The 21,038-nt window shown below is 59.9% G+C and carries 19 protein-coding genes and 1 riboswitch; of the genes, 14 read left to right on the top strand and 5 right to left on the bottom strand.

All coding sequences use genetic code 11. The features are described 5' to 3' along the window. Window positions 1-138: 138 nt before the first annotated feature. On the bottom strand, window positions 139-1,029 hold the full coding sequence (locus KUC_RS09740; RefSeq protein WP_040480611.1) for an NAD-dependent epimerase/dehydratase family protein: 891 nt from the start codon (window positions 1,027-1,029) through the stop codon (window positions 139-141). A gap of 220 nt (window positions 1,030-1,249) precedes the next feature. On the opposite strand from KUC_RS09740, the gene KUC_RS09735 reads away from it, so the two are divergent. Then, window positions 1,250-1,441: a tautomerase family protein gene (locus KUC_RS09735; RefSeq protein WP_007113018.1), complete on the top strand. Its 192-nt coding sequence runs from the start codon at window positions 1,250-1,252 to the stop codon at window positions 1,439-1,441. A 73-nt stretch (window positions 1,442-1,514) separates the two neighbouring features. Here KUC_RS09735 and KUC_RS09730 read toward each other — a convergent pair whose 3' ends face one another. From KUC_RS09730 to KUC_RS09720, 3 genes are read right to left on the bottom strand one after another with little or no spacing between them, the layout of a single operon-like run. After that, window positions 1,515-2,279: an ABC transporter ATP-binding protein gene (locus KUC_RS09730; RefSeq protein ID WP_007113017.1), complete on the bottom strand. Its 765-nt coding sequence runs from the start codon at window positions 2,277-2,279 to the stop codon at window positions 1,515-1,517. After that, on the bottom strand, window positions 2,279-3,343 hold the full coding sequence (locus tag KUC_RS09725) for a FecCD family ABC transporter permease (RefSeq protein WP_007113016.1): 1,065 nt from the start codon (window positions 3,341-3,343) through the stop codon (window positions 2,279-2,281). The genes KUC_RS09730 and KUC_RS09725 overlap by 1 nt, the downstream gene beginning before the upstream one ends. Beyond that, window positions 3,340-4,356: an ABC transporter substrate-binding protein gene (locus KUC_RS09720; RefSeq protein WP_007113015.1), complete on the bottom strand. Its 1,017-nt coding sequence runs from the start codon at window positions 4,354-4,356 to the stop codon at window positions 3,340-3,342. Before KUC_RS09720 ends, KUC_RS09725 begins: the two co-directional genes overlap by 4 nt. Before the next feature lie 64 nt (window positions 4,357-4,420). Next, window positions 4,421-4,612, bottom strand: a riboswitch (cobalamin riboswitch). 335 nt (window positions 4,613-4,947) lie between these two features. Here KUC_RS09720 and KUC_RS09715 point away from each other — a divergent pair. The 9 genes from KUC_RS09715 to cobJ all read left to right on the top strand — a co-directional run bounded on the left by KUC_RS09715 (window position 4,948) and on the right by cobJ (window position 17,083). Beyond that, on the top strand, window positions 4,948-6,678 hold the full coding sequence (locus KUC_RS09715; RefSeq protein ID WP_007113013.1) for an AAA family ATPase: 1,731 nt from the start codon (window positions 4,948-4,950) through the stop codon (window positions 6,676-6,678). 21 nt (window positions 6,679-6,699) lie between these two features. Next, the gene (gene cobO / locus KUC_RS09710; RefSeq protein WP_007113012.1) at window positions 6,700-7,293 is read left to right on the top strand and encodes a cob(I)yrinic acid a,c-diamide adenosyltransferase; all 594 of its coding nucleotides are present in this window, start codon (window positions 6,700-6,702) and stop codon (window positions 7,291-7,293) included. Beyond that, on the top strand, window positions 7,293-8,681 hold the full coding sequence (locus KUC_RS09705) for a cobyrinic acid a,c-diamide synthase CobB (protein WP_007113011.1): 1,389 nt from the start codon (window positions 7,293-7,295) through the stop codon (window positions 8,679-8,681). The genes cobO and KUC_RS09705 overlap by 1 nt, the downstream gene beginning before the upstream one ends. Beyond that, a complete protein-coding gene (gene cobW, locus KUC_RS09700) occupies window positions 8,668-9,786 on the top strand; it encodes a cobalamin biosynthesis protein CobW (protein ID WP_007113010.1) in 1,119 nt (372 codons plus the stop codon). Before KUC_RS09705 ends, cobW begins: the two co-directional genes overlap by 14 nt. Continuing rightward, complete coding sequence (gene cobN, locus KUC_RS09695; protein ID WP_007113009.1) at window positions 9,786-13,640, top strand: cobaltochelatase subunit CobN; 3,855 nt, start codon at window positions 9,786-9,788, stop codon at window positions 13,638-13,640. Before cobW ends, cobN begins: the two co-directional genes overlap by 1 nt. After that, the gene (locus KUC_RS09690; protein ID WP_007113008.1) at window positions 13,618-14,793 is read left to right on the top strand and encodes a ferredoxin-like domain-containing protein; all 1,176 of its coding nucleotides are present in this window, start codon (window positions 13,618-13,620) and stop codon (window positions 14,791-14,793) included. The genes cobN and KUC_RS09690 overlap by 23 nt, the downstream gene beginning before the upstream one ends. 192 nt (window positions 14,794-14,985) lie before the next feature. Next, window positions 14,986-15,615, top strand: a complete 630-nt coding sequence (locus KUC_RS09685; RefSeq protein ID WP_007113007.1) for a precorrin-8X methylmutase — start codon at window positions 14,986-14,988, stop codon at window positions 15,613-15,615. Further along, window positions 15,612-16,337, top strand: a complete 726-nt coding sequence (gene cobI / locus KUC_RS09680; protein WP_007113006.1) for a precorrin-2 C(20)-methyltransferase — start codon at window positions 15,612-15,614, stop codon at window positions 16,335-16,337. Before KUC_RS09685 ends, cobI begins: the two co-directional genes overlap by 4 nt. Then, the gene (gene cobJ / locus KUC_RS09675) at window positions 16,334-17,083 is read left to right on the top strand and encodes a precorrin-3B C(17)-methyltransferase (RefSeq protein WP_007113005.1); all 750 of its coding nucleotides are present in this window, start codon (window positions 16,334-16,336) and stop codon (window positions 17,081-17,083) included. The genes cobI and cobJ overlap by 4 nt, the downstream gene beginning before the upstream one ends. Before the next feature lie 12 nt (window positions 17,084-17,095). Here cobJ and KUC_RS09670 read toward each other — a convergent pair whose 3' ends face one another. Next, window positions 17,096-17,833, bottom strand: a complete 738-nt coding sequence (locus tag KUC_RS09670; RefSeq protein ID WP_007113004.1) for a cobalt-precorrin-6A reductase — start codon at window positions 17,831-17,833, stop codon at window positions 17,096-17,098. On the opposite strand from KUC_RS09670, the gene KUC_RS09665 reads away from it, so the two are divergent. Genes KUC_RS09665 through cobF form a run of 4 tightly spaced genes read left to right on the top strand, consistent with a single transcriptional unit; the run spans window position 17,832 to window position 20,997 of the window. Then, the gene (locus KUC_RS09665; protein ID WP_007113003.1) at window positions 17,832-19,040 is read left to right on the top strand and encodes a bifunctional cobalt-precorrin-7 (C(5))-methyltransferase/cobalt-precorrin-6B (C(15))-methyltransferase; all 1,209 of its coding nucleotides are present in this window, start codon (window positions 17,832-17,834) and stop codon (window positions 19,038-19,040) included. The genes KUC_RS09670 and KUC_RS09665 overlap by 2 nt on opposite strands. Continuing rightward, complete coding sequence (locus KUC_RS09660; RefSeq protein WP_007113002.1) at window positions 19,037-19,414, top strand: cobalamin biosynthesis protein; 378 nt, start codon at window positions 19,037-19,039, stop codon at window positions 19,412-19,414. The genes KUC_RS09665 and KUC_RS09660 overlap by 4 nt, the downstream gene beginning before the upstream one ends. 12 nt (window positions 19,415-19,426) lie before the next feature. After that, entirely contained in the window at window positions 19,427-20,224 is a 798-nt protein-coding gene (gene cobM, locus KUC_RS09655; protein WP_007113001.1) for a precorrin-4 C(11)-methyltransferase, read from the top strand. Next, the gene (gene cobF / locus KUC_RS09650; RefSeq protein WP_007113000.1) at window positions 20,221-20,997 is read left to right on the top strand and encodes a precorrin-6A synthase (deacetylating); all 777 of its coding nucleotides are present in this window, start codon (window positions 20,221-20,223) and stop codon (window positions 20,995-20,997) included. Before cobM ends, cobF begins: the two co-directional genes overlap by 4 nt. Window positions 20,998-21,038 lie beyond the last annotated feature (41 nt).

Raw genomic sequence — 21,038 nt, 5'->3', positions numbered from 1 at the left:
GAAAAGAAATAGATGGTAATGCCTCTGTGGTCGTACCAACTTCAATTAGTTTGCATATAGAGTCTGTTGACGCTTCCGCGCGCGCTGCGGTGAAGCGTCAACAGAGCCTAGCATAACCCCTTATTTCCCCAGTTAGCTTTACTGCTCCAGCTCATCCCGCCAGGAGTGGCGCGGTGCAAAGCCGACCAAACGCCGCGCTTTCTCAATGCTATAGAAAGTCTCGAACTCGCCCATTTCGCGCTTGATCGGTACGCCAGCGTAGAAGCGTTCGATGACTTCGGGGTTGGTCAGGCCCACCGAGAGATCGTCATTGGCGACGTTGAACACCTGGTAGCCCAGGCCGTCTGTCTTCAGGCAGCAATCGACCATCTGGCCAAGGTCGCGGGCGTCGATGTAAGCGAAGATATTGCGCCGACGCAGGGCCGGGTTGTCCATGTAGGCCGGAAAGTTCTGACGGTATTCGTGGGGTTCGATAACGTTGTTAATACGTAGGCCGTAGATGTCGATGCCCGAGCGTGCCTGGAAAGAGCGCGCCGTTACCTCGTTGACCACCTTGCTCATGGCGTAGCTGTCTTGTGGAACGGTGGGGTGCTCTTCATCGATGGGGAGGTAGTCAGGCTTCTTTTCGCCATCGGCAAAGCAAACGCCATAAGTGGTCTCGCTGGAGGCGAAGATGACCTTGGTGATGCCCAGTTTGGTGGCGGCATCCAGCACGTTATAAGTGCTCAACGTATTGATACGGTAAGTCTCGTTGTCTGGCCGGTGCAGGATAGCGGGGATGGCCGCAAAGTGGACAATCGCATCGTAACGCGGCACGCCAGTGCCTGGCTCCAGTTCGTCGAAATCGGCGTAAGCCTGGCAGGCATTGAATACCTGGCCTGCATCGGTCAGGTCGGTCTTCAGGGTATTAATGCCGGGCACATCGGACGTCACCCAATCCAGGTTGGTGACGCGGTGACCTTGGTCGCGAAGATACGCCGTTGCATGACGGCCAGCTTTGCCGCTACCGCCGGTGAATAAAAGTCGCATAGGGATATCCCGCCAATTAATAGAATGAACCATTCCACCTTAGCAAAGAAAGGTTGGTTCCGTCGGGCTCTAAGAATTGGTTCCAGCCAGATAGTTGGCCAATGCCAATTCCAAGCGAGCTTGGCAAGTAGCCTCAAATCAATATGATGTAGTTGAAGAGACGACATTTTACGTTCTTCGAAATAGCATTAATCAGCCCTATTAACTAGGAGGCATCAATATGCCTATCGTGACTATCCAGCAGTCGCCGCGTTCAGTCGAAATGAAGCGTGAACTGGCCCATAAAATCACCGAAGCGTTTGTGCAAGCTTATGACGTTGCGCCTGAAGCGGTGCAAATTTTCTTTGCTGAAACCAGTCATGAGAACTGGGCAAAAGGGGGCGAGCTAGCGATTGATTGGAAAAAACAGTAAGGGTCGTCATTTTTAGCTTGCCCAAAATGGCTGCTTTCCAACAATAGAGAGATCCTAGCCCAACGGACGTTTCCTAAACCGCGCTACGAAAACGCATAACCTGCTTGCCATCCACCGGGTCATCAATCACATGGGTATACACCCCAAAGGTCTGCTGTAGCCTGCTGGCAGTGAGGACGTCTTCAGGATGGCCGCTGTCGATCAGGCGGCCGCGATCCATCACACCGATGCGGTCACACTCCATGGCCTGGTTAAGGTCGTGCAGCGAGATAATGACCGTAATCGGCAGCTGCCTGACCAGTTCAAGAATCGACAGTTGATGGCGGATATCCAGATGATTGGTGGGTTCATCCAGTAGCAGGATTTTTGGCTGCTGGGCCAACGCCCGGGCAATATGCACCCGCTGGCGCTCGCCGCCAGAGAGTGTGTGCCAAAGCCGGTCAGCCATATGCGCCATATCCACATCGAATAGCGCTTTAGCGACAATGGCGTCATCATTGCTTGACCAAGGGCGTAAGGCGGTAAGGAAGGGCGTACGTCCCAGTGACACCACCTGGCCGACGGTAATGCGGTCGGTGGTGTCCGCCTGTTGCTCAACCAGGGCAATGGACTGGGCAATCGCCCGCTGCTTGAGAGTATGTAGAGGCTGGCTATCCATCAGCACACGGCCCGCTTTGGGTTTGTTCAACCCCGCCAACAGGCGCAGCAGGGAGGTCTTGCCCGAGCCGTTCGGCCCCACCAGGCCAAAGGTTTGGCCTGGCTCGATGGTGAGATTAACGTCAACAAGCAGTGGCGTGCCATGCACCGCCCAAGTGAGCCCTTCAGCCGATAAACGCATTAAGACCTCTTGCCGCGAATAAGAATAAGCGCAAAGGCAGGCGCGCCGATCAGCGAGGTAATTACCCCGATCGGTAGCACTTGGCCGGGGATCAGAGTGCGCGACAGAATATCCGAACCGATCAAAAATACCGCGCCCGCAAGCGCCGTGGCGGGTACCAAACGCGTGTGTTGGCTACCCACAATAAAACGCATGGCATGGGGAATGACCAGCCCAACAAAGCCAATCGCCCCCACAATAGACACCATCACTGCGGTCACCAGCGCCATGGCAATAATCAGCATGCCGCGTACCGGGCGCACCGCAATGCCCATGGAGGCGGCGCTGTCGGCACCGAAGGTAAACGCATCCAGGGAGCGACGGTGCCAGAGGCAAACCAGCAGCCCGAACAGGGCAGCGGGCACCGCCAAGGTCACATTGGCCCAGCGCACCCCAGAAAGGTTGCCCATCAGCCAAAACATAATGCCCCGGGCCTGCTCGGCACTCGCCGACTTGGTGATGATAAAAGCGGTGAGCGCATTGAACAGCTGCGAACCGGCAATGCCTGCCAGAATAATCGCCCCTGCAGCCTGAATACCGCGGCCACCCCCCACGCCGCTATTGGCAGCATGGGCGAGCATCACTACGATACCAAAGGCGAGCAGGGCGCCCACAAAAGCACCCAGTGAGAGCGAAAGCGCCCCAGCGCCTAATCCTGCTACCGCCACGGCCACCGCGCCGGTAGACGCCCCAGCGGAAATGCCCATTAAGTAAGGGTCGGCCAAGGGATTGCGCAGCAGCGCCTGAAGCACTACCCCCGCCAGCGCCAGGCTGGTACCGCAGCAGGCGGCCACAACGGCACGACTAAGCCGGTAGTTCCAGATAATCCCTGCATCGATCCGGTCTACTGCGTAATCCGCGCCCAGTAGCTGATTGGCGAGCACTTTGAGAATGGTATCAACCGGAATCGGCGTCTCGCCGATGGCGGTACCCGCGATCAGTGCCACCACGAGCACCAGCGGCGTTATCCAGAGCCAGCGTAGTCCAAAACCCGCCGTTGATAGCCGCGTTAAGGCTATGCTCATTCGTCAAATGCCATCGTCGATAACGCCTCGGCCAGTGTTTCAAGGCCGTAGATAGTGCGCATGGTGGCGCTCATGGCATGGGCGTCCATCTCCACGATGCGGTTATTTTTAACCGCGCTCATTTCGCTAGTGACTGGGTCATTGCGCAGGAACTCACGCTTGGCTTCAATATCGTCGGCGGGAAAACGGCGGCGATCCATGGTGGCGATCACGAGTACATCAGGATCAGCCCTGGCGATGCTCTCCCAGCCCACCGTGGGCCACTCCTCATCCGACTCAATCACATTGCGAATGCCGAGTTTGTCCATCATATAGCCCGGTGCGCCCAGTTGGCCTGCAACAAAGGGACTAACCCCCAGGTCTGTCGATGAAAACCAGAAGGCCGCCGACAGGTCTTCCGGCAGATCAAGGCTGTTCGCCAACTCAATAGCGCGCGCTTCGCGATCAATAAGATCGGCTACCAGGGCTTCGCCAGCGTCTTGTACATCATAAATTTGGGCTAGTTCGGTAATGCCTTTATAGATCGAATCCGTTGAGAAAGCGGCCGTGCGGGTACCGTCGCCACCGGTAGAGTTATCCTTGGTGTCGCAGTCGGCGGGCATAATATAGGTGTTAATACCCAGCTCATGGAACTGTTCACGGGTGGCGACGCTGCCGGTCGGGCCAACGTGCCACTCGTACTGCACGGCCACCAGGCCAGGCCGTTTATTGACCACGGCCTCAAAGCTAGGGTCGTCGTTGGCAATCCGCTCAATCGCTTCATTGGCTTCAGTAAACGCGGGCAAAACCGGGTTAAACCATACCGAGGTGCCGCTGACGCGATCAGCGAGCCCCAGTGAATAGAGAATCTCCGTGGCTGATTGGCCCACCGTCACCGTTCGCTCCGGGGGCGACGCCACGCTGATCTCTATGCCGCAGTTGGTCAGCGTAAGCGGGTAGTCGGTGGCGGCGTAAGCCACCTGGGTAAGGCCAACAGCGCTCGCGGCGATGGCCGTGGTCAATCTCAACATCATGTACACTCCCGTGCATGATGAGCTCAGCATTCGGACAGCAAATACTGACCGAGCCACTTTGCTCGATGTAAGTAATATGTCGGCAGTTCTCCTGACTGACGGATCATGGCTAGCTCGCCTTCCCAGACTATGTGTCCAGTGGCATTAAAGAGCATCGCTCACCGCCTACAGTTGCGGGGGCAGTTCCGTTTCGCGGCAAGCCGCGGCGGATTCTCTATTAAGTTCCGTGGGGAACACCGACACTGGCCATTCTAGGTGGCAGGTGGATAGCGAACAACAGAAAGCCTAAGGATGTTATGAGACCCCGCAATATATGTAATGTTATAACATTGTATTTTGAGCGCGTGTAAAAATCCAGCAGCATCCTTAGCGTGAACTGATATAAGTGCTTGCAAGGTTAATAGCACGTAACAGATTGGCCTCGCCGCTACCCCTTCCTCTATACTGAACGCCTTTTCTGTTCCCACTTCTTTATGAATGGTTTTATTAACACTCAGCTAGTTATCATGAATCATATTCAAGTCCCACATTCCCTGGATCAGTTGGCTAATGGTGATCGGTTAGTGGGCTTGGCCAGCACGGGAGGTGCCGGTGAGTGAGTTTCCCTTTGCGGCGGTGGTTGGCCAGGAGGCGCTAAAAACGGCGCTGCTCCTTAACGCCATTAACCCGCGCATCGGCGGTGTGCTGATCAGCGGGCCAAGAGGCAGCGCTAAATCAACCTTAGCCAGGGCGCTAGCCGCCATTCTGCCCAGCGATAGTGAAGGGCAGCGTGCCCCTTTTGTTACTCTGCCTCTGGGCGCCAGCGAAGATCGCTTGGTCGGCAGTCTGGACCTGCAAAAGGTGCTGGCCGAGCGTGAGGCGACTTTTCATCAAGGCTTACTCGCCAAAGCCGACGGCGGGGTGCTGTATGTGGATGAGGTCAATCTACTGCCAGACACCCTGGTTGATTTGCTGCTAGACGTCGCCGCCAGCGGTACCAATATCGTTGAGCGCGACGGCATCAGCCACTCCCATCCGGCGCGCTTTAGCCTGATCGGCACCATGAACCCGGATGAAGGCGAGCTGCGCCCTCAACTGCTCGACCGCTTCGGCCTCTGCCTTGAACAAGCGGGTGCGCTAAGCATCGACGAGCGCATTGCCATTGTGCAGCAGCGGGAAGCTTTTGATCTCGACCCCGCTGGCACCCTCGAACGGGTTGAGCATGAACAAATTGCCCTGACCGAGCGTATTGCCAGAGCGCAGCGCTTACTCAAAGAGATCACCACCGACCCCTGGATATATCGAGCAATTGCTACCCGCTGCGAAGCTGCCGGGGTTGAAGGCCTGCGCGCCGACGTTACCTGGCACCGCGCCGCCCAGGCCCATGCTGCCTGGCGTGACGTGGGTAGCGTTGAGCAGCAGGATATCGATACCGTTGAGCCCTGGGTGCTGGCGCATCGGCGTACCCAACCGCCAGAGCAGAGCCCGCCGTCATCGCCACCTAATCAAACGCCTTCAAATGGCGAGGGCGGTTCGTCATCCGCTAATAACGCGCCCACCGGCGGCTCATCACATCAGCACGGTGAACAGGGCCAGTGGGGCGCGATGCCTCCTATGGCGCAAGCGTCGATTAGCCAGCCAGCGGTGAACTTGCCCGATAGCGAAGACCTTTTTCAGCGGATTAAACGCGCCGATACCGCTTCTAGCGCGGGCAAAGGCGGTACGTTGGGCCAGGGGCGCTCCCAGGTGGCGACTTCCCGACTGGACGGATTTGCGACCATTATCGCCAATCGCGGCCAGTGGCCCTGGCAGCAGTTGAAAATGCGCAAGGCCCGAGCGGGGCAAGCGACGGCGCATCTGGTGCTGCTGGACACCTCCGGCTCGACCCTGGGCCAGCGCCTGTTAGGTCAGGCGAAAGGGCTGGTTGAATCGCTGGTGACCCAAGCCTACGCCGCGCGGGAGCAGGTAGCGGTGCTGGGGTTTGGTAATGGCGGAGTGGTGCCAATTCTCTCACGCCGTCGTGCGCCCAAAAACGCTCGGGGGACTCTCGACAGTGCCAAAGGCGGCGGCGGAACACCCCTGCGGGAAGCGATTGTTGAAGCCAAACGGCTGATTCAACAGTGGCAGCGCCGCGAGCCCGGCCTGCAGGTGCGCACCTACCTGATTACCGATGGCCGCACCCGGGAGTCCGTTGACGATCTCGCTCCGCTAGGCGATTGTTTGTTAATCGATACCGAACAGTCCAAGGTCAAACGCGGGCAAGGAGCGCGCATTGCTCAACAGCTGGGCGCACGCTATTGGCCGGCTGATTTTGGAAAGCCATCTTTAGTAAACCCTATTTGACCGACTAACCGGGGAAACCCCATGAGCGACGCTAGCCATCTAAACCGTATGCAGCGCAAAAAAGAGGTAGTCGATGAGCGGATCAGCCGCGCCACCGAAGAGCGCGGCGTATTGATTCTGCTCAAAGGCAACGGCAAGGGCAAAAGCAGCTCCGCTTTTGGCACCATGGCGCGCTCGTTGGGGCACGGCCAGCAGTGCGCGGTGATTCAGTTTATTAAAGGCCGCCGCGAAACCGGCGAGTACCTGTTCTTCCGCGATCATCCCAAGCTTGACTGGCACATTATGGGCCACGGTTTTACCTGGGAAACCCAAGACCGGGAGCGGGATGTCGAAGCCGCCCAGGCTGCCTGGCTGGTTGCTAAAGGGCTGCTGGAAAATCCCGCTTATCACCTGATCGTGCTAGATGAGATGAGCTATATGTTCAAGTACGGCTATCTCGACCCCGAACCGGTGGTAGAAGCGCTGAAGCGCCGACCCGCTCATCAAAACGTGATTATTACCGGGCGCACCATGGCCACGCCGCTGCAGGAAATCGCGGATACCATCAGCACCGTTCAGGACGAACGCCACGCCTTTCGCGGCGGCGTTAAAGCGCAACTGGGGATCGAATACTGATGAGTGCACCAACCACGACTTGCCCCGCGCTGTTTATTGCCGCCCCAGCTTCAGGCCAGGGCAAAACTACTGTCACGGCAGGGCTGGCAAGGCTGCTGCGTAATCAGGGCAAGGTGGTGCGGGTATTTAAAACCGGCCCGGACTATCTAGACCCGCAGATCCTCGCCCAGGCCTCCGGCCAGCCGGTGGATCAGTTGGATCTATGGATGGCCGGCGAAGCCTACTGTCGCCAGCGCTTTTATGACGCCGCCTGCGAAGCGGATTTGATTTTAGTAGAAGGCGCCATGGGGCTGTTCGACGGTGAACCCTCCAGCGCGGATCTGGCGGCGCTGTTCGGTATTCCCTTGGCAATCGTCATGGATGTAAAAGGCATGGCCCAAACCACCGCAGCGCTGGTCTCAGGGCTTGCCAGCTTTCGGGATGATATCCATATCGCCGGGCTCATCGCCAACGCTTGCGGCTCGGCGCGTCATCGGGAGCTGATCGAAGACGCGCTGCCGCCATCGATTCCCTTGCTGGCCGCCGTGCCACGCGATCCCGAACTGTCGCTCCCCGAGCGCCACCTGGGGTTGGTGCAGGCGGCGGAGATTCGCGAGGATCTGGAAGCGCGCTTTGAGGCAGCCGCCAAAGCGCTGGAAGCGGCAGGGTTGCTGGAAGCGCTCTCAGCACTGCCACCGGTGTCCTTTAGCGCACCGCAAGAGCAGCTTGCCCCCGTTCAGCCTGTACTTAAAGGCCACTCCATTGGGGTAGCCCGGGACGCCGCTTTCAGCTTTATCTACCAGGCCAATTTAGATCTGTTGGAACAGATGGGCGCCACGCTGCGCTTCTTCTCGCCGCTAACAGATAGCCAACTGCCCGAGTGCGATGCCCTGTGGCTACCGGGAGGCTACCCGGAGCTGCACGCCCAAACCCTTGCCGATAACAGCGCCATGCGCGGCGCCATTCAAGCGTTCTTTAACGCCGATAAACCTATCCTGGCCGAGTGCGGCGGCCTGCTGTACTGCCTGGAAAGCTTAACTGGCTACGATGATGTCACTCATACTCTGCTGGGCCTGTTGCCTGGACAGGGCGCCATGCGTGGTCGCCGGGGCTGCCAAGGGATGCAAACCGCCGAGCTGCCGGAAGGGCCGGTGCGCGGCCATGCCCACCACCGCTCCATGGCGGAGGGAACGCCGGAGCCGATTGCCCACGGCCGCCGCCAGCGTCACCCAGCGCCGGGGGAGGCGATTTATCGTCAAAAGCGCTTAACGGCCACCTATTTACATCTGTTTTTCCCCAACAACCCTAACGCCGTGGCACGCTTGTTTTTATCAGATCCGTTTTTATCAAGCCCGACGCCCGCCGAACAGCAATTCGATAGTGAGGAGTTCATTCATGCAACTCAATAAGATTCCGGCCACAGTCGTCACCGGTTTTCTGGGCAGCGGTAAAACCACGCTGCTGGCCAATATTCTGCGTCAGGTGACCGGCAAACGGATCGCCGTGATTGTTAATGAATTCGGCGAGCAGGATATCGACTCCAGCCTGCTGCGCAGCTGCGCACTGGGTTGCGAGCCGGGCAGCGAAGGAGAACAGCTAGACGGTGAAGATGGCAGTATCTATGAACTGGCGAACGGCTGTATCTGCTGCACGGTGGAGGAGGAGTTTCTACCAGTAATGAAAAAGCTGGTTGCCCGCCGTAACGATATCGACCATATCCTGATCGAAACCAGCGGCCTGGCGCTGCCCAAGCCGCTGGTGCAGGCGTTTAACTGGCCCGACGTGCGCCAGCACTGCACCGTGGATGCGATTATTACCGTGATCGATGGCCCCGCCGTGGCCGCTGGCCGCTATGCCAGCGACGTGGATAAAATCGAAGCCCAACGCCGCGCCGACGAAAGTCTCGACCACGACCCCAGTCTGCGCGAACTGCTCGATGATCAGCTTAGCGCGGCGGATCTGGTGCTGGTCAGCAAGGCAGACCTGCTCAGCCCGGAAGAGCGTGCTCGGGTGGAAGCGGTGATTCAGGCGCGGGTGAGTGCCTCGGTGAAAACGCTGTTTATCGATCAGACAGTGACCGGCGATACCGCCCAGTTGGAAGCGCTGATGGGCATTGGCGCGGCCAGCGAAGAGAACATTGATAGCATCACCAATCACCACGATAAGCACCACGCCGAAGGCGCCCACCACGACCACGCCCACGATAACTTTGATTCCTGCGTGATTACCCTGGGCGAAGTGGATGGCGATGCCCTGGCCAGCAAGCTGCAGCAGTTGCTGATCGACCACGAGATCTATCGTGCCAAGGGCTTTGCGGCGATTCCCGGTAAACCGATGCGCCGGGTCATTCAGGCGGTGGGCGAGCGCCTGGAAGGTTACTTCGACCGGCTGTGGGCCCAGGACGAAACCCGCCAAACCCAGCTGGTGATCATTGGCAAAGACCTGGATATTCCAGCGCTGCGTGAAGCGCTAGCTGATATAGAGGTTCAAACGTCTTCTCAAACGGCTAGCTAATGCATTTATTCGCCGCTAAGCCGGGGGGCTTTGTCGATGATGAAGGGATCATCGATCTACAGCAGAGCCCCGCCGAGGTCGTGATCATGTCCTCCGCCGATAGCAATCTTTCGGCGTTGGCCCAGGCGGTTGATCGCCTGGGTGAGGCGTACCCCTCGGTGCGGCTGGCCAACTGGATGAATCTGGTCAAGCCCGCCGCCTACGATCTTTACGAAGATCGGGTGCTGGAAAAAGCTCAGCTGGTGATTGTCTCGCTGCTAGGCGGCAAGGCCTACTGGCCCTACGGCCATGAGCGGCTGCTCACCTGGGCGGCGGCCAAACCTGGGCGCCAGCTAATACTGGTGCCGGGCTGCGACGCCCCGGATGATGCGCTGTTGGAAGACTCCACCATTGCCTTTGATGATGCCTACCGGGTGTGGCGCTATCTACGCGAGGGCGGTACTGATAACGCCGAGCAGCTGCTGCGCTTTGTCGCCAGCGAATGCTTATTGCAGGATTTAACTTGGCAGGAGCCCAAGGTGATTCCGCCAGCGGTGATTTATGCGCCGCAAGATCAGCAGGCGTCAAGCCTTAGCGAGTGGCGGGATAGGCAGGTGCCGGGGCGGCCGGTGTGCCTGCTGCTGTTTTATCGCAGCCACCTGCAGGGGGCCAATACCGCCGTGCCTGACGGTATGATCGCGGCGCTTAAAGAGCAGGGGCTGGAGCCGTTGGCGGTGGCGGTGGCGTCCTTAAAAGAGGGGCCGTGCATCGATTTTATTAATCACCTGATTGAGCAGACCGGCGCCATGCTGGTGATTAATACCACCAGCTTTGCGGTCAACCGTAATGCCGATGGGTTGGATGCTTTGGGCGATACGCTTCCCAATAGCCTATTTATCGGGCGGCCTGTGGTGCTCCAGGCGATTCTTGCCAGCAGCACCACGGAAGATTGGCAGGGCATGGCCGCGGGGTTGCATAGCCGCGATGTGGCGATGCAGGTGGTGCTGCCGGAAATGGATGGGCGCATTATCACCCGGGCGGTGGGGTTTAAAGCCGAAGCCCACTACAACCAGCGCTGCCAATTGGCGGTTACCCACCATGTGATCCACCCGGAACGGGCCGCTTTTGTGGCCGAGCTGGCGCGGCGCATCTGTTCGCTTCGGCTCACCCCCAATAGCCAAAAGCGCATTGCGCTGGTCATGGCCAACTATCCCAATCGCGATGGCCGGATCGGCAACGGGGTAGGGCTGGATACCCCGGCCTCTACGCTGCAAATTTTAAACGCACTAAAGGGGGTGGGCTATCCACTTAGCGAGCTGCCGGAAAATGGCGATGAATTGATTCGCCAGCTTCAGGGGGCAGTCACCAACGATCACGCCAGCCTCGATCAGCGCGCCTGCTGGCAGAGCATCAGCGTAGACGACTACCTGGCCTGGTTTAACACTCTGCCCGCTGAACTGCAGAACATCGTGTGGACGCGCTGGGGTGCCCCTCAGGATGACCCCAAATGTCGTCAGGGGCGGCTGATGATCGCGGGTATCCGCTTGGGCGACACCTTTGTGGGAATCCAGCCCGAGCGGGATTTTATCGACGATCTCACCCAGTCCTACCACGATATGCAGCTCGCGCCGCCCCATAGCTACTTGGCGTTTTATTTTTGGCTGCGCGAACACTATCAGGTTGATGCGGTTATTCACGTGGGTAAGCACGGCAACCTAGAGTGGCTGCCGGGTAAAAGCACCGCGCTAAGCGCCGACTGCTGGCCGGATATCGCCCTGGGGCCGCTGCCGCACTTTTATCCGTTTATCGTCAATGACCCCGGTGAAGGTGCCCAGGCCAAGCGGCGCAGTCAGGCGGTGATTATCGACCACCTGATGCCGCCCCTGGCCCGGGCCGAGCTCTACGGCGCCATGGCCGAGCTTGAAGCGCTATGTGATGAATATTACCAGGCGCTGGATATGGATCCCCGCCGGGAAGCACTGATCCGCGGGCAGATTTTGGCCCACCTGCGGGACACCAGAATTGATCAGGAATTGGCTCACGGTGTTGATGAAAATAGTACCGATGACGCTGAACTTCTCAACGAGCTGGATACCTTCCTCTGCGATATCAAAGAGTCCCAGATTCGCCATGGCCTGCACGTGCTCGGCACACTGCCGCCGGAAGAGAAACGGGCGGGCACCTTGGTGGCGCTACTGCGGCTGCCCAGGGGCGAAGCGTTGGCCCAGCGCGGCCTGCTGCACAATTTAGCCCGCGATCTGGGGCTGGCTGATCAACATGACGGCAAGCCTTTTGATCCGCTGGCCGCTGCCAATGAGCCTTGGCAGGGCCCTAAGCCCGCCATCTTGATCGAACAACTCGACACCCCTTGGCGCACCGGCGCGGATACCCGCGAACGCCTGGAACTGCTCGCCGAGCGCTGGGTAAGCGACTACGTATTAGCGCCCGTCTGCCTGGATGAGCTGGCCCGGGATTATCCCGATACAGCAGAGCAGTTGCGCTACGCCCGCGAGCATTTATGGGTCGCCATGCAGCGCGGCGTAAAGATGGAGCTTCAATCGCTTTTGGATGGTCTTGAGGGCATTTTTGTACCCGCCGGGCCCAGCGGCGCGCCCAGCCGGGGACGGTTGGATACGCTGCCCACCGGGCGCAATTTTTTCAGCGTCGATAACCGCTCGATCCCATCTCCCGCCGCCTGGACGCTGGGCGAAAAATCCGCCCAGGCGTTTGTCGAGCGCTACCTGCAGGATAACGGTGACTACCCGCGACGGCTGGGCCTATCGATCTGGGGCACCGCCACCATGCGCACCGGCGGCGATGATATCGCCCAGGCCTTTGCGCTGATGGGCGTGCGCCCTAAATGGTCGCTGGGCTCCCAGCGGGTAACGGACTTCGAGGTCATTCCTTCGATGCTGCTCAATCGCCCACGAGTAGATGTCACGCTGCGGGTCTCTGGGTTTTTCCGCGATGCGTTTCCCAATGTGATTCGTCTATTTGACGCCGCCGTGCAGGCGGTGGCTGCCTATGAGGAGCCGGGCAGTAGCAACACTATCCGCGAGGCGGTGTTAGCCCGCCAGCAAACGCTGGAAGCCCAGGGGCTAAGCCCGGCAATGGCCACCCAGCAGGCGAGCTACCGTATCTTCGGCAGCAAGCCTGGCGAGTATGGCGCGGGCCTCAACCGGCTGATTGAAAACCGCTCTTGGGAGAGCGCCGACGATTTAGCCGAAGCCTATCTGGATGCCGGGGCCTACGCCTACGGGCAGTTTAAGGAGTCGGGAACCGCCGCACGCGGTGCCTTTGAACAGCAGCTCCAAGGCCTGGATGCGGTGATGCAGAACCAGGATAACCGCGAGCACGATATCCTCGACTCCAACAGCTACTACGCCTTTCAGGGCGGAATGGCCAACGCCAGCCGAGCGCTAAACGGTCAGGCGCCGGTGATTTATCACGCCGACCACGCCAACCCTGCGGCGCCCAAGATTCGCACCTTGAAGGAAGAGCTGGCCCGGGTGATCCGCTCGCGGGTGTTAAACCCCAAGTGGATCAACGCCATGCGCGAACACGGCTATAAAGGGGCTTTTGAGATGGCCGCCACGGTGGACTACCTGTTTGCCTACGACGCTACCACCGACTTGGTCGCCGATTACCAGTACGCCCAGGTCAGCGGTGCGCTGGTGCTTGACCCGGCCAATCAGCAGTTCCTGCGTGAGCACAACCCGGCGGCGTTAGAAGAGATGGCCGAACGGCTGCTTGAAGCCGCCCAACGCGGTATGTGGCAAGCCCCTGGCGAACACGGCGATGCGCTAAAAGACCTGCTGCTGGAAATGGATGAAGCCAAAGAGACCGGCGGTTATGTTGCCCAGCCCGCGCATTAAAGGCTGGTGCCCCGGCGCATGGCGGCCCATGGCCACCGGCGATGGCCTGTTGGTTCGGATACGCCCGCCCATGGGAGAGCTTTCACGGCAACAAATGCTGGCGCTATGCGAAGCTGCCGAGGCCTTCGGCAGTGGTTTGATCGAACTCACCAGTCGGGCTAATTTCCAGCTGCGCGGCGTGACCGACACCACTTGGCCGTCGTTAATGGCTTTTCTGGTCGAGCATCAACTGGTCAGCGCCGACCCGGAAGCGGAACGCCAGCCGCAGCTGATGCTGGCGCCACACTGGCAAGCGGGGGATGACTCGCCTACCATTGCCAGCCGGTTGCAAACGCGGGGCAGCGAATTAGCCGCCATGCCCGGCAAGGTAGGGATTGCCATCGATGCGGGAAAAGCGCCAGTGCTGTGCGACAGCGCCGCCGATTTTCGCATTGAACGCTCAACGGAAGGTGGCCTGCTGGTGCGTGCCGATGGCCATACATTAGGCACCGCAGTAAGCGATATTGAAGCCGCCGTTGAGCAGTTAATCCGCCTAACCCACTGGTTTGTGGAGAGCGGCGGCTGGGACTCTGGGCGTATGCGTCGCCATACAGCGCCATTGCCGGAGTGGGCACCTGCTGATACGGCCCCAGCAGCCTCCGGCGCTAAGCTGGCGCTGGGCAGCCATCCCGCGGGCCAGGTGGTGGGGCTACCCTTTGGGCGCGCCACCGCCTCAATGCTGCGTGAAATGCTGCGTGAGTTGGTAGCGCCCACAAGTGTCACCGCCGTGCAGGTCACGCCCTGGCGGCGCTTGCTGGTTAAGCAGAAATTAGTGCAGGGCGATACTGCGCCAGCGGTGGATGGCTTAATCCGGCATAATAGCGACCCACGGCTATCAATAGATGCCTGTCCCGGCGCGCCTTATTGTGAGCAGGCGAGTGTCGCCACTCAGCCGCTAGCGGAGCGGCTAAGCGGCCTGAAAAACAGCAGCGTCCATATATCCGGCTGTGCCAAAGGCTGTGCCCGTCGCTCACCTGCCAATGTTTGTTTGGTAGGCGAGGGCGGCCGATTTAATCTTATTGTTAACGGCGCTGCCGATAGCTCGCCGGTTAGAACAGATCTCACCGAGAGTGAGGCGTTGGATTTTGTAAGAAAGCTCATCGAAATTAGTTAAGTTTATCGAAGTTAAAATTGTGGCTTATATACTCGGTAGCTAAGTGACAGGGCAGGTTGTAGCGAGGGTCTTTTTCCATGGATGGAAAAAGTAGCGCCCAAGGATGGGTTCACAGCGCCCTCGCGGAAGCCTGCCCTGGCACGGTTGCCTTGCAGACGACCAACTGCGAATTAGTTTATTTGGAGAATTTGGGTGCCTCATAAGTACGAAACAAGCGGCCCGGCGATTTACCGGCAGTCATTTGCCATTATCCGCAGCGAGGCCGAGCTTGCCCGCTTTTCAGCGGAAGAAGAGTCGGTCGCAGTGCGCATGATTCACGCCGCCGGGCTGGTGGAGTTGGCCGCGCATATTCACTTTCAGAATGATGTGGTCAATAAAGCCCGCGCCGCTTTGGAGCAGGGTGCCCCGATTCTTTGTGATGCACGAATGGTCTCGGAAGGCATTACCCGTAAGCGGCTGCCTGCGGATAACCAAGTCATCTGCACCCTTAACGATGAGCGCACCCCCACCCTCGCCCAGGAAATGGCCAATACCCGCTCGGCGGCGGCGCTGGAACTGTGGCGCCCATACCTTGAAGGCGCCGTGGTCGCGATTGGCAATGCGCCCACCGCGCTTTTCCATCTGCTCAATATGCTCGAAGACCCAGACTGCCCGCACCCCGCAGCGATTATCGGCTGCCCGGTAGGCTTTGTCGGCGCAGCAGAATCCAAGGAGGCGCTGTTGGCGAATACAGAGCTCCCCAGCTGTATCGTGCGCGGCCGCCTGGGCGGCAGCGCCGTGACGGTAGCGGCCATTAACGCCATGGCGGATCGCATCGAATGAGTCAAGGGACGATTTATGGGGTTGGCTTAGGGCCAGGCTGCCAGGATTTAATGAGCGTGCGCGCCGACCGCTTGATTCGCGGCGCCAGCCACGTGGCCTATTTTCGTAAGAAGGGCCGCTGCGGCCATGCCCGCACCATCGTGAAGGGCTTGATTGCACCAGATGCAACCGAGCTGCCCATGGAGTACCCGGTCACTACGGAAATCCCCTTTGACGACCCCCGCTACAACGAACTGCTGTCGGCCTTCTACGAACGCAGCGTGGCTCAGCTGATCGAGATGGCCGAGGCTGGTTGCGATGTGGTAGTGCTGTGCGAAGGCGACCCGTTTTTCTACGGCTCCTTTATGCACCTCTACACGCGGCTACTGAACCGCGTGCCGGTCTCGGTGGTGCCGGGGATTACCGGTATGTCGGCGGCGGGGCCGCCCCCCGCCCAGCCGATTACCTGGGGCGATGACATCATGACCGTGCTGATGGCCACGCTGCCTGAAGAGGCATTGGCCGAGCGCATCGCCCACACCGACGCGCTGGTAGTGATGAAGATTGGTCGCAACCTGGCCAAGCTACGCCGGGCGCTGGCTCAAGCTGGCCGTGAAGAGCAAGCCTGGCTAATCGAGTACGCCGCCATGACCCAACAACGCGTATTGCCACTAAGCGAAGTTGGCGAGAGCGTGCCGTACTTCTCTATTGTGCTGATCCACGGCAACGGGCGGCGTCCATGAGCGGCTGGCTGAAAATCGTTGGCCTAGGGCCGGGTTCAGAGGCGATGATTACCCCTGAGGTCACGGCCGCACTGCAGGATGCCACCGATGTGGTGGGCTACGTGCCCTACGTCAATCGGGTTGCGCCTAGAGCTGGGTTAATTCGTCACGGTTCGGATAATCGCGAAGAGATTCGCCGAGCAGAGCACGCGCTACAGATGGCGCTTGAGGGCCACCGGGTAGTGGTAGTCTCCTCCGGCGACCCTGGCGTCTTTGCCATGGCGGCGGCGGTGTTTGAAGCTTTGGAAGCCGGTGATGCCCAGTGGCGCTCGCTGGATATCCAGGTGCTGCCGGGCATTTCCGCCATGCTGGCCGCCAGCGCAAGCGTTGGTGCACCGCTAGGGCACGACTTCTGCTGCATCAATCTATCCGACAACCTCAAGCCCTGGGCGCTGATTGAAAAACGCCTGCGCCTGGCTGCCGAGGCCGACTTCGCCATGGCGTTTTACAACCCCCGCTCCAAGGCGCGGCCCGAGGGCTTTGCGCGCACCTTGGAGCTACTGCGGGAAGCCTGCGGCCCAGATCGGTTGATCATCTTCGCTCGGGCGGTTTCCACACCCGAAGAGTCGATTCGCGTCACCACGCTAGCCGAGGCAGAGCCGGAAATGGCCGATATGCGCACGCTGGTAATCGTCGGTTCCCAGCAGACGCGGTTGATCGAGCGGGATGGCGCGCCGCTGGTGTATACGCCGCGCTCGGCTGATTAAGCGTCGTGATAATTAATAGTGGTCGCCAAGCCAGCTCATCACGTCATCAACAGTATGAGCTTCAAGGCGAGATGGCAGGTGAGGCCGCTCGATCATCACCACGGGCAGGCCGAGCCTACGGGCAGCGGTGAGTTTGGAAGCCGCGCCTTCGCCGCCGGAATTTTTACATACAATGCGCTCAATCCGCTGGGTTTCCAGCAGGGCCAAGTCGCCCGCCAGGGTAAACGGGCCTCGATCGATCACGGCGGTATAATCAGCAAGCGAAGGCGGGCTGGCAGGCGGATCAACCAGGCGAAGCACGTAATGGTGCTGGGGCTGGGCGGCAAAGGCAGCCAGGTGCATGCGGCCAATGGCGAGCAGTACACGCTGGGGCGGGCCAGCCAAGGCGCTAACCGCCTTATCGACCGTTCCCACGCTCTGCCACTGGTCGCCGTCAACAGCCTGCCAAGCGGGCCGGGTAAGGGCAATGGCCTTAACCCCGCTCTGCGCAGCAGCGGCGACAACATTAGCGCTCATCTGCGCGGCAAAAGGGTGGGTGGCATCGATAATATGGGTAATGCGCTCCTGGGCCAAAAAAGCCACAAGCCCACTCACGCCGCCAAAGCCGCCAATGCGAGTGGGTAAGGGCTGGGATTTAGGTGAGCTTACCCGCCCGGCGTAACTGAAAATGGCCGAGAGGCTGCGCTTCGCAACAGCGCTGGCCAGGGCGCTGGCTTCAGAGGTTCCCCCAAGAATTAGGATTTTGATCATGGCAGAGGTTAACAACGCTCCCTGGTTGACGCTATTAGGCTGGGGGGAGAGTGGCATAGCGGGGCTAAACCCGGCAAGCCGCGAGGCGCTGGAAAATGCCCAGGTGGTATTCGGCGCCCGCCGCCACTTACGCCTGCTGCCACCGCTAAGCGCTGACCTGCATGAATGGCCGGTGCCCTTTGCCGACGGCATTCCCATGCTGCTAGATCAGCGCGGCCGCCGGGTGGTTATGCTGGTCTCCGGTGACCCCTTCTGGTTTGGGGCGGGCACTTCCTTATCACGCCACCTGGCGGCAGAGGAGTGGCAGGCGCTGCCATCGCCTTCCACCTTTAGCCTGGCGGCCTCCCGCTTGGGCTGGCCGCTGGAGCGCTGCACCTGCCTGGGTCTGCATGCCAAACCGCTAACGCGCATCCGCCCCTATCTGCATGCGGGCAGGCGTTTATTGGTGCTGGTGAGAGACGGCGAGGCAGCGGCCGAGTTAGCTGCGCTGGTGAATAGGTTCGGCTTTGGCGACTCCCAGCTAACGCTGCTGGAATCCCTGGGTGGCGATAACGAGCGCATTCGCCATTGTCGTATTGATGCCGCCTTACCCGATGATATTGCCCACCCGGTCGCGGTAGCGATGCATGTCGCAGGCGCTGGCCCCGCCTTGCCGCTTACCCCCGGCCTGCTGGATAGTTTTTTTGAGCATGACGGCCAGATTACCAAGCAGGCCGTTCGGGCGATCACGCTATCCGCATTAGCCCCAATGCCGGGGGAGCGGCTATGGGATATCGGCACCGGGTCAGGCTCCATCGCCATTGAGTGGCTGCTTGCCCATGGGGATAATCAGGCCATCGGCTTTGAGCGCCGCCCCGAACGGGCAGCCAGGGCGCGGGCTAACGCTACGAACCTGGGCGTCGACTGGCTGGAGGTCAAAGAGGGCAGCGCGCTTGAAATGCTCAACGAGGCACCGCTGCCGGATGCGGTGTTTATCGGCGGCGGGTTATCCCAAGCGCTGTTAGAAGCGTTATGGCAGCGCCTACCCAAAGGCGTGCGCATCGTCGCCAATGCGGTCACCCTGGAATCCGAAGCGCTGCTGGCCCACTGGCACCAGCAGGCAGGCGGCGAGCTGCTGCGCCTGGAGCTTGCCAGCGCTGCCCCCATCGGCACCCGCCGGGGCTGGAAAGCCAGCTATCCGATAGTGCAGTGGCGGGGCGTTCGATGAAGGGGCAAAAGATAAAAGTAGCGGGGTTTGGCTTTCGCAGTGAAGCGCCGCTGGCGTCTCTGGTTCAAGCGCTTGATCAACTGATTGAGCAGTATGGCGCCATCGACCAACTGGCGGCGGCTCACTCCATGTTGCCATTGGTTCAACAGCTGGGCCGATTGCGCAGCCTTGAGGTTATCGCCGTGGCGGATGCCGAGCTTTCTACTGTGGCAACGCTCACCCACTCGGCACGCAGTATGCAGGCTCGTGGTACCGGCAGCGTGGCCGAAGCCGTGGCGCTACTGGCGGCAGGGCCAGGGGCAACGCTGCTTGGCCCAAGGATTATATCAGTGGATCGCCAAGCCACCGCCGCGCTGGCAGAAGGCGCTGACTAGAGGAATGACGCAATGACAGTACACTTCATCGGCGCAGGCCCCGGCGCGCCGGATCTGCTCACCCTACGCGGGCGCGACTTAATCGCCGCCTGCCCGGTGTGCCTCTATGCGGGCTCACTAGTGCCGGAGCAAATTTTGGAACACTGCCCGCCAGGGGCCAGGGTAATTAACACTGCGCCGCTTTCGCTAGACGAGATACTTCACGAAATTCAAACCGCCCACGGGCAAGGCTTGGACGTTGCCAGACTGCACTCGGGGGATCTCTCGGTATGGTCGGCCATGGGCGAGCAGCTGCGCCGCCTTCGCGAGCTGGATATCCCTTATAGCATCACCCCCGGCGTGCCATCCTTTGCCGCCGCGGCGGCGACGCTAGGCCAGGAGTTAACGCTACCCGGCGTGGCTCAGTCGGTGGTGCTTACCCGCACGCCGGGGCGGGCCAGTGCCATGCCCAGCGACGAGACCCTGGCCAACTTTGCCCGCACCGGCGCCACGCTGGCGATTCATCTCTCGATCCATAATCTCGCCCAGGTAGTGGAAAGTCTGACGCCTTGCTACGGCGAACAGTGCCCGGTAGCGATTGTATGGCGGGCGAGCTGGCCCGATGAGCGGGTAGTGCGGGGGCGGCTCGCCAGCATAGAAGCGCTGATCGATAACACCATGCAACGCACCGCGCTGATTCTGGTGGGGCCAGTGCTGGAAAGCGAAGACTTCGATGAGAGCAGCCTCTACGCGGTGGGCTATGACCGCCGCTTTCGCCCCCAGTCGGCGGACTCGCCCTTTGCCACACCCACGGATAAGAGCGAAACATGATCACGCTGTCACTGATTGGTATCGGCACCGGCAACCTTGACCACGTCACCCTGGCAGCAGTGCGCGCCTTGAACAGCGCCGATGTCATCCTGCTGCCCCGCAAAGGCGACGCCAAATCAGACCTGCTCGACCTGCGCCGCCTGCTATGCGAACGGCTGTTAGAAGCGCCGGTGACTACCAATATCGTCGAGTTCGATCTACCCAGTCGTGATGATGGCCGGGATAGCCGTAATGACTACCTGGGCGCAGTAGACGACTGGCACGCGGCCATTGCCAGCGTATGGGCACAGCTAATCGATCAATACCTGCCCAACGGCGGGCGGGTCGGCATGCTGGTGTGGGGCGACCCCTCGCTTTATGACAGTAGCCTGCGTATCACCCAGCGGCTAAGCGATGCGGGCAGGGCGGTTGAGGTAAAAGTCGTGCCAGGCATCACCAGCCTGCAGGTGCTCACCGCCGAGCATAAAATTCCCCTTAATGCCCTCGCCGAGCCGGTACAAATCACCACCGGCCGCCGCCTGCGCGAACGCGGCTGGCCAAGCGATGCTGCCACGGTAGCGGTCATGCTCGATAGCGGCGGCGCCTTCACCACGCTGCCGCCTGAAGATACCTACATTTGGTGGGGCGCTTACCTGGGCATGGAGAAACAGTGCCTAATCAAAGGCTGGCTAAATGAGGTCAGCGACCAGATCATCCAACGCCGCGCCGAACTGCGCGAACAGCACGGCTGGATTATGGATATTTATCTGCTGGCCCGTAAACCTCTGCTATAAGCCTGAGAGGATGGGGCGGTTTTCTGTACACTAATTCTAAA

The organism is Vreelandella boliviensis LC1, assembly GCF_000236035.1.
GTDB classification, from domain to species: Bacteria; Pseudomonadota; Gammaproteobacteria; order Pseudomonadales; family Halomonadaceae; genus Vreelandella; species Vreelandella boliviensis.
This window is presented reverse-complemented; position numbering and strand designations above follow the sequence as displayed.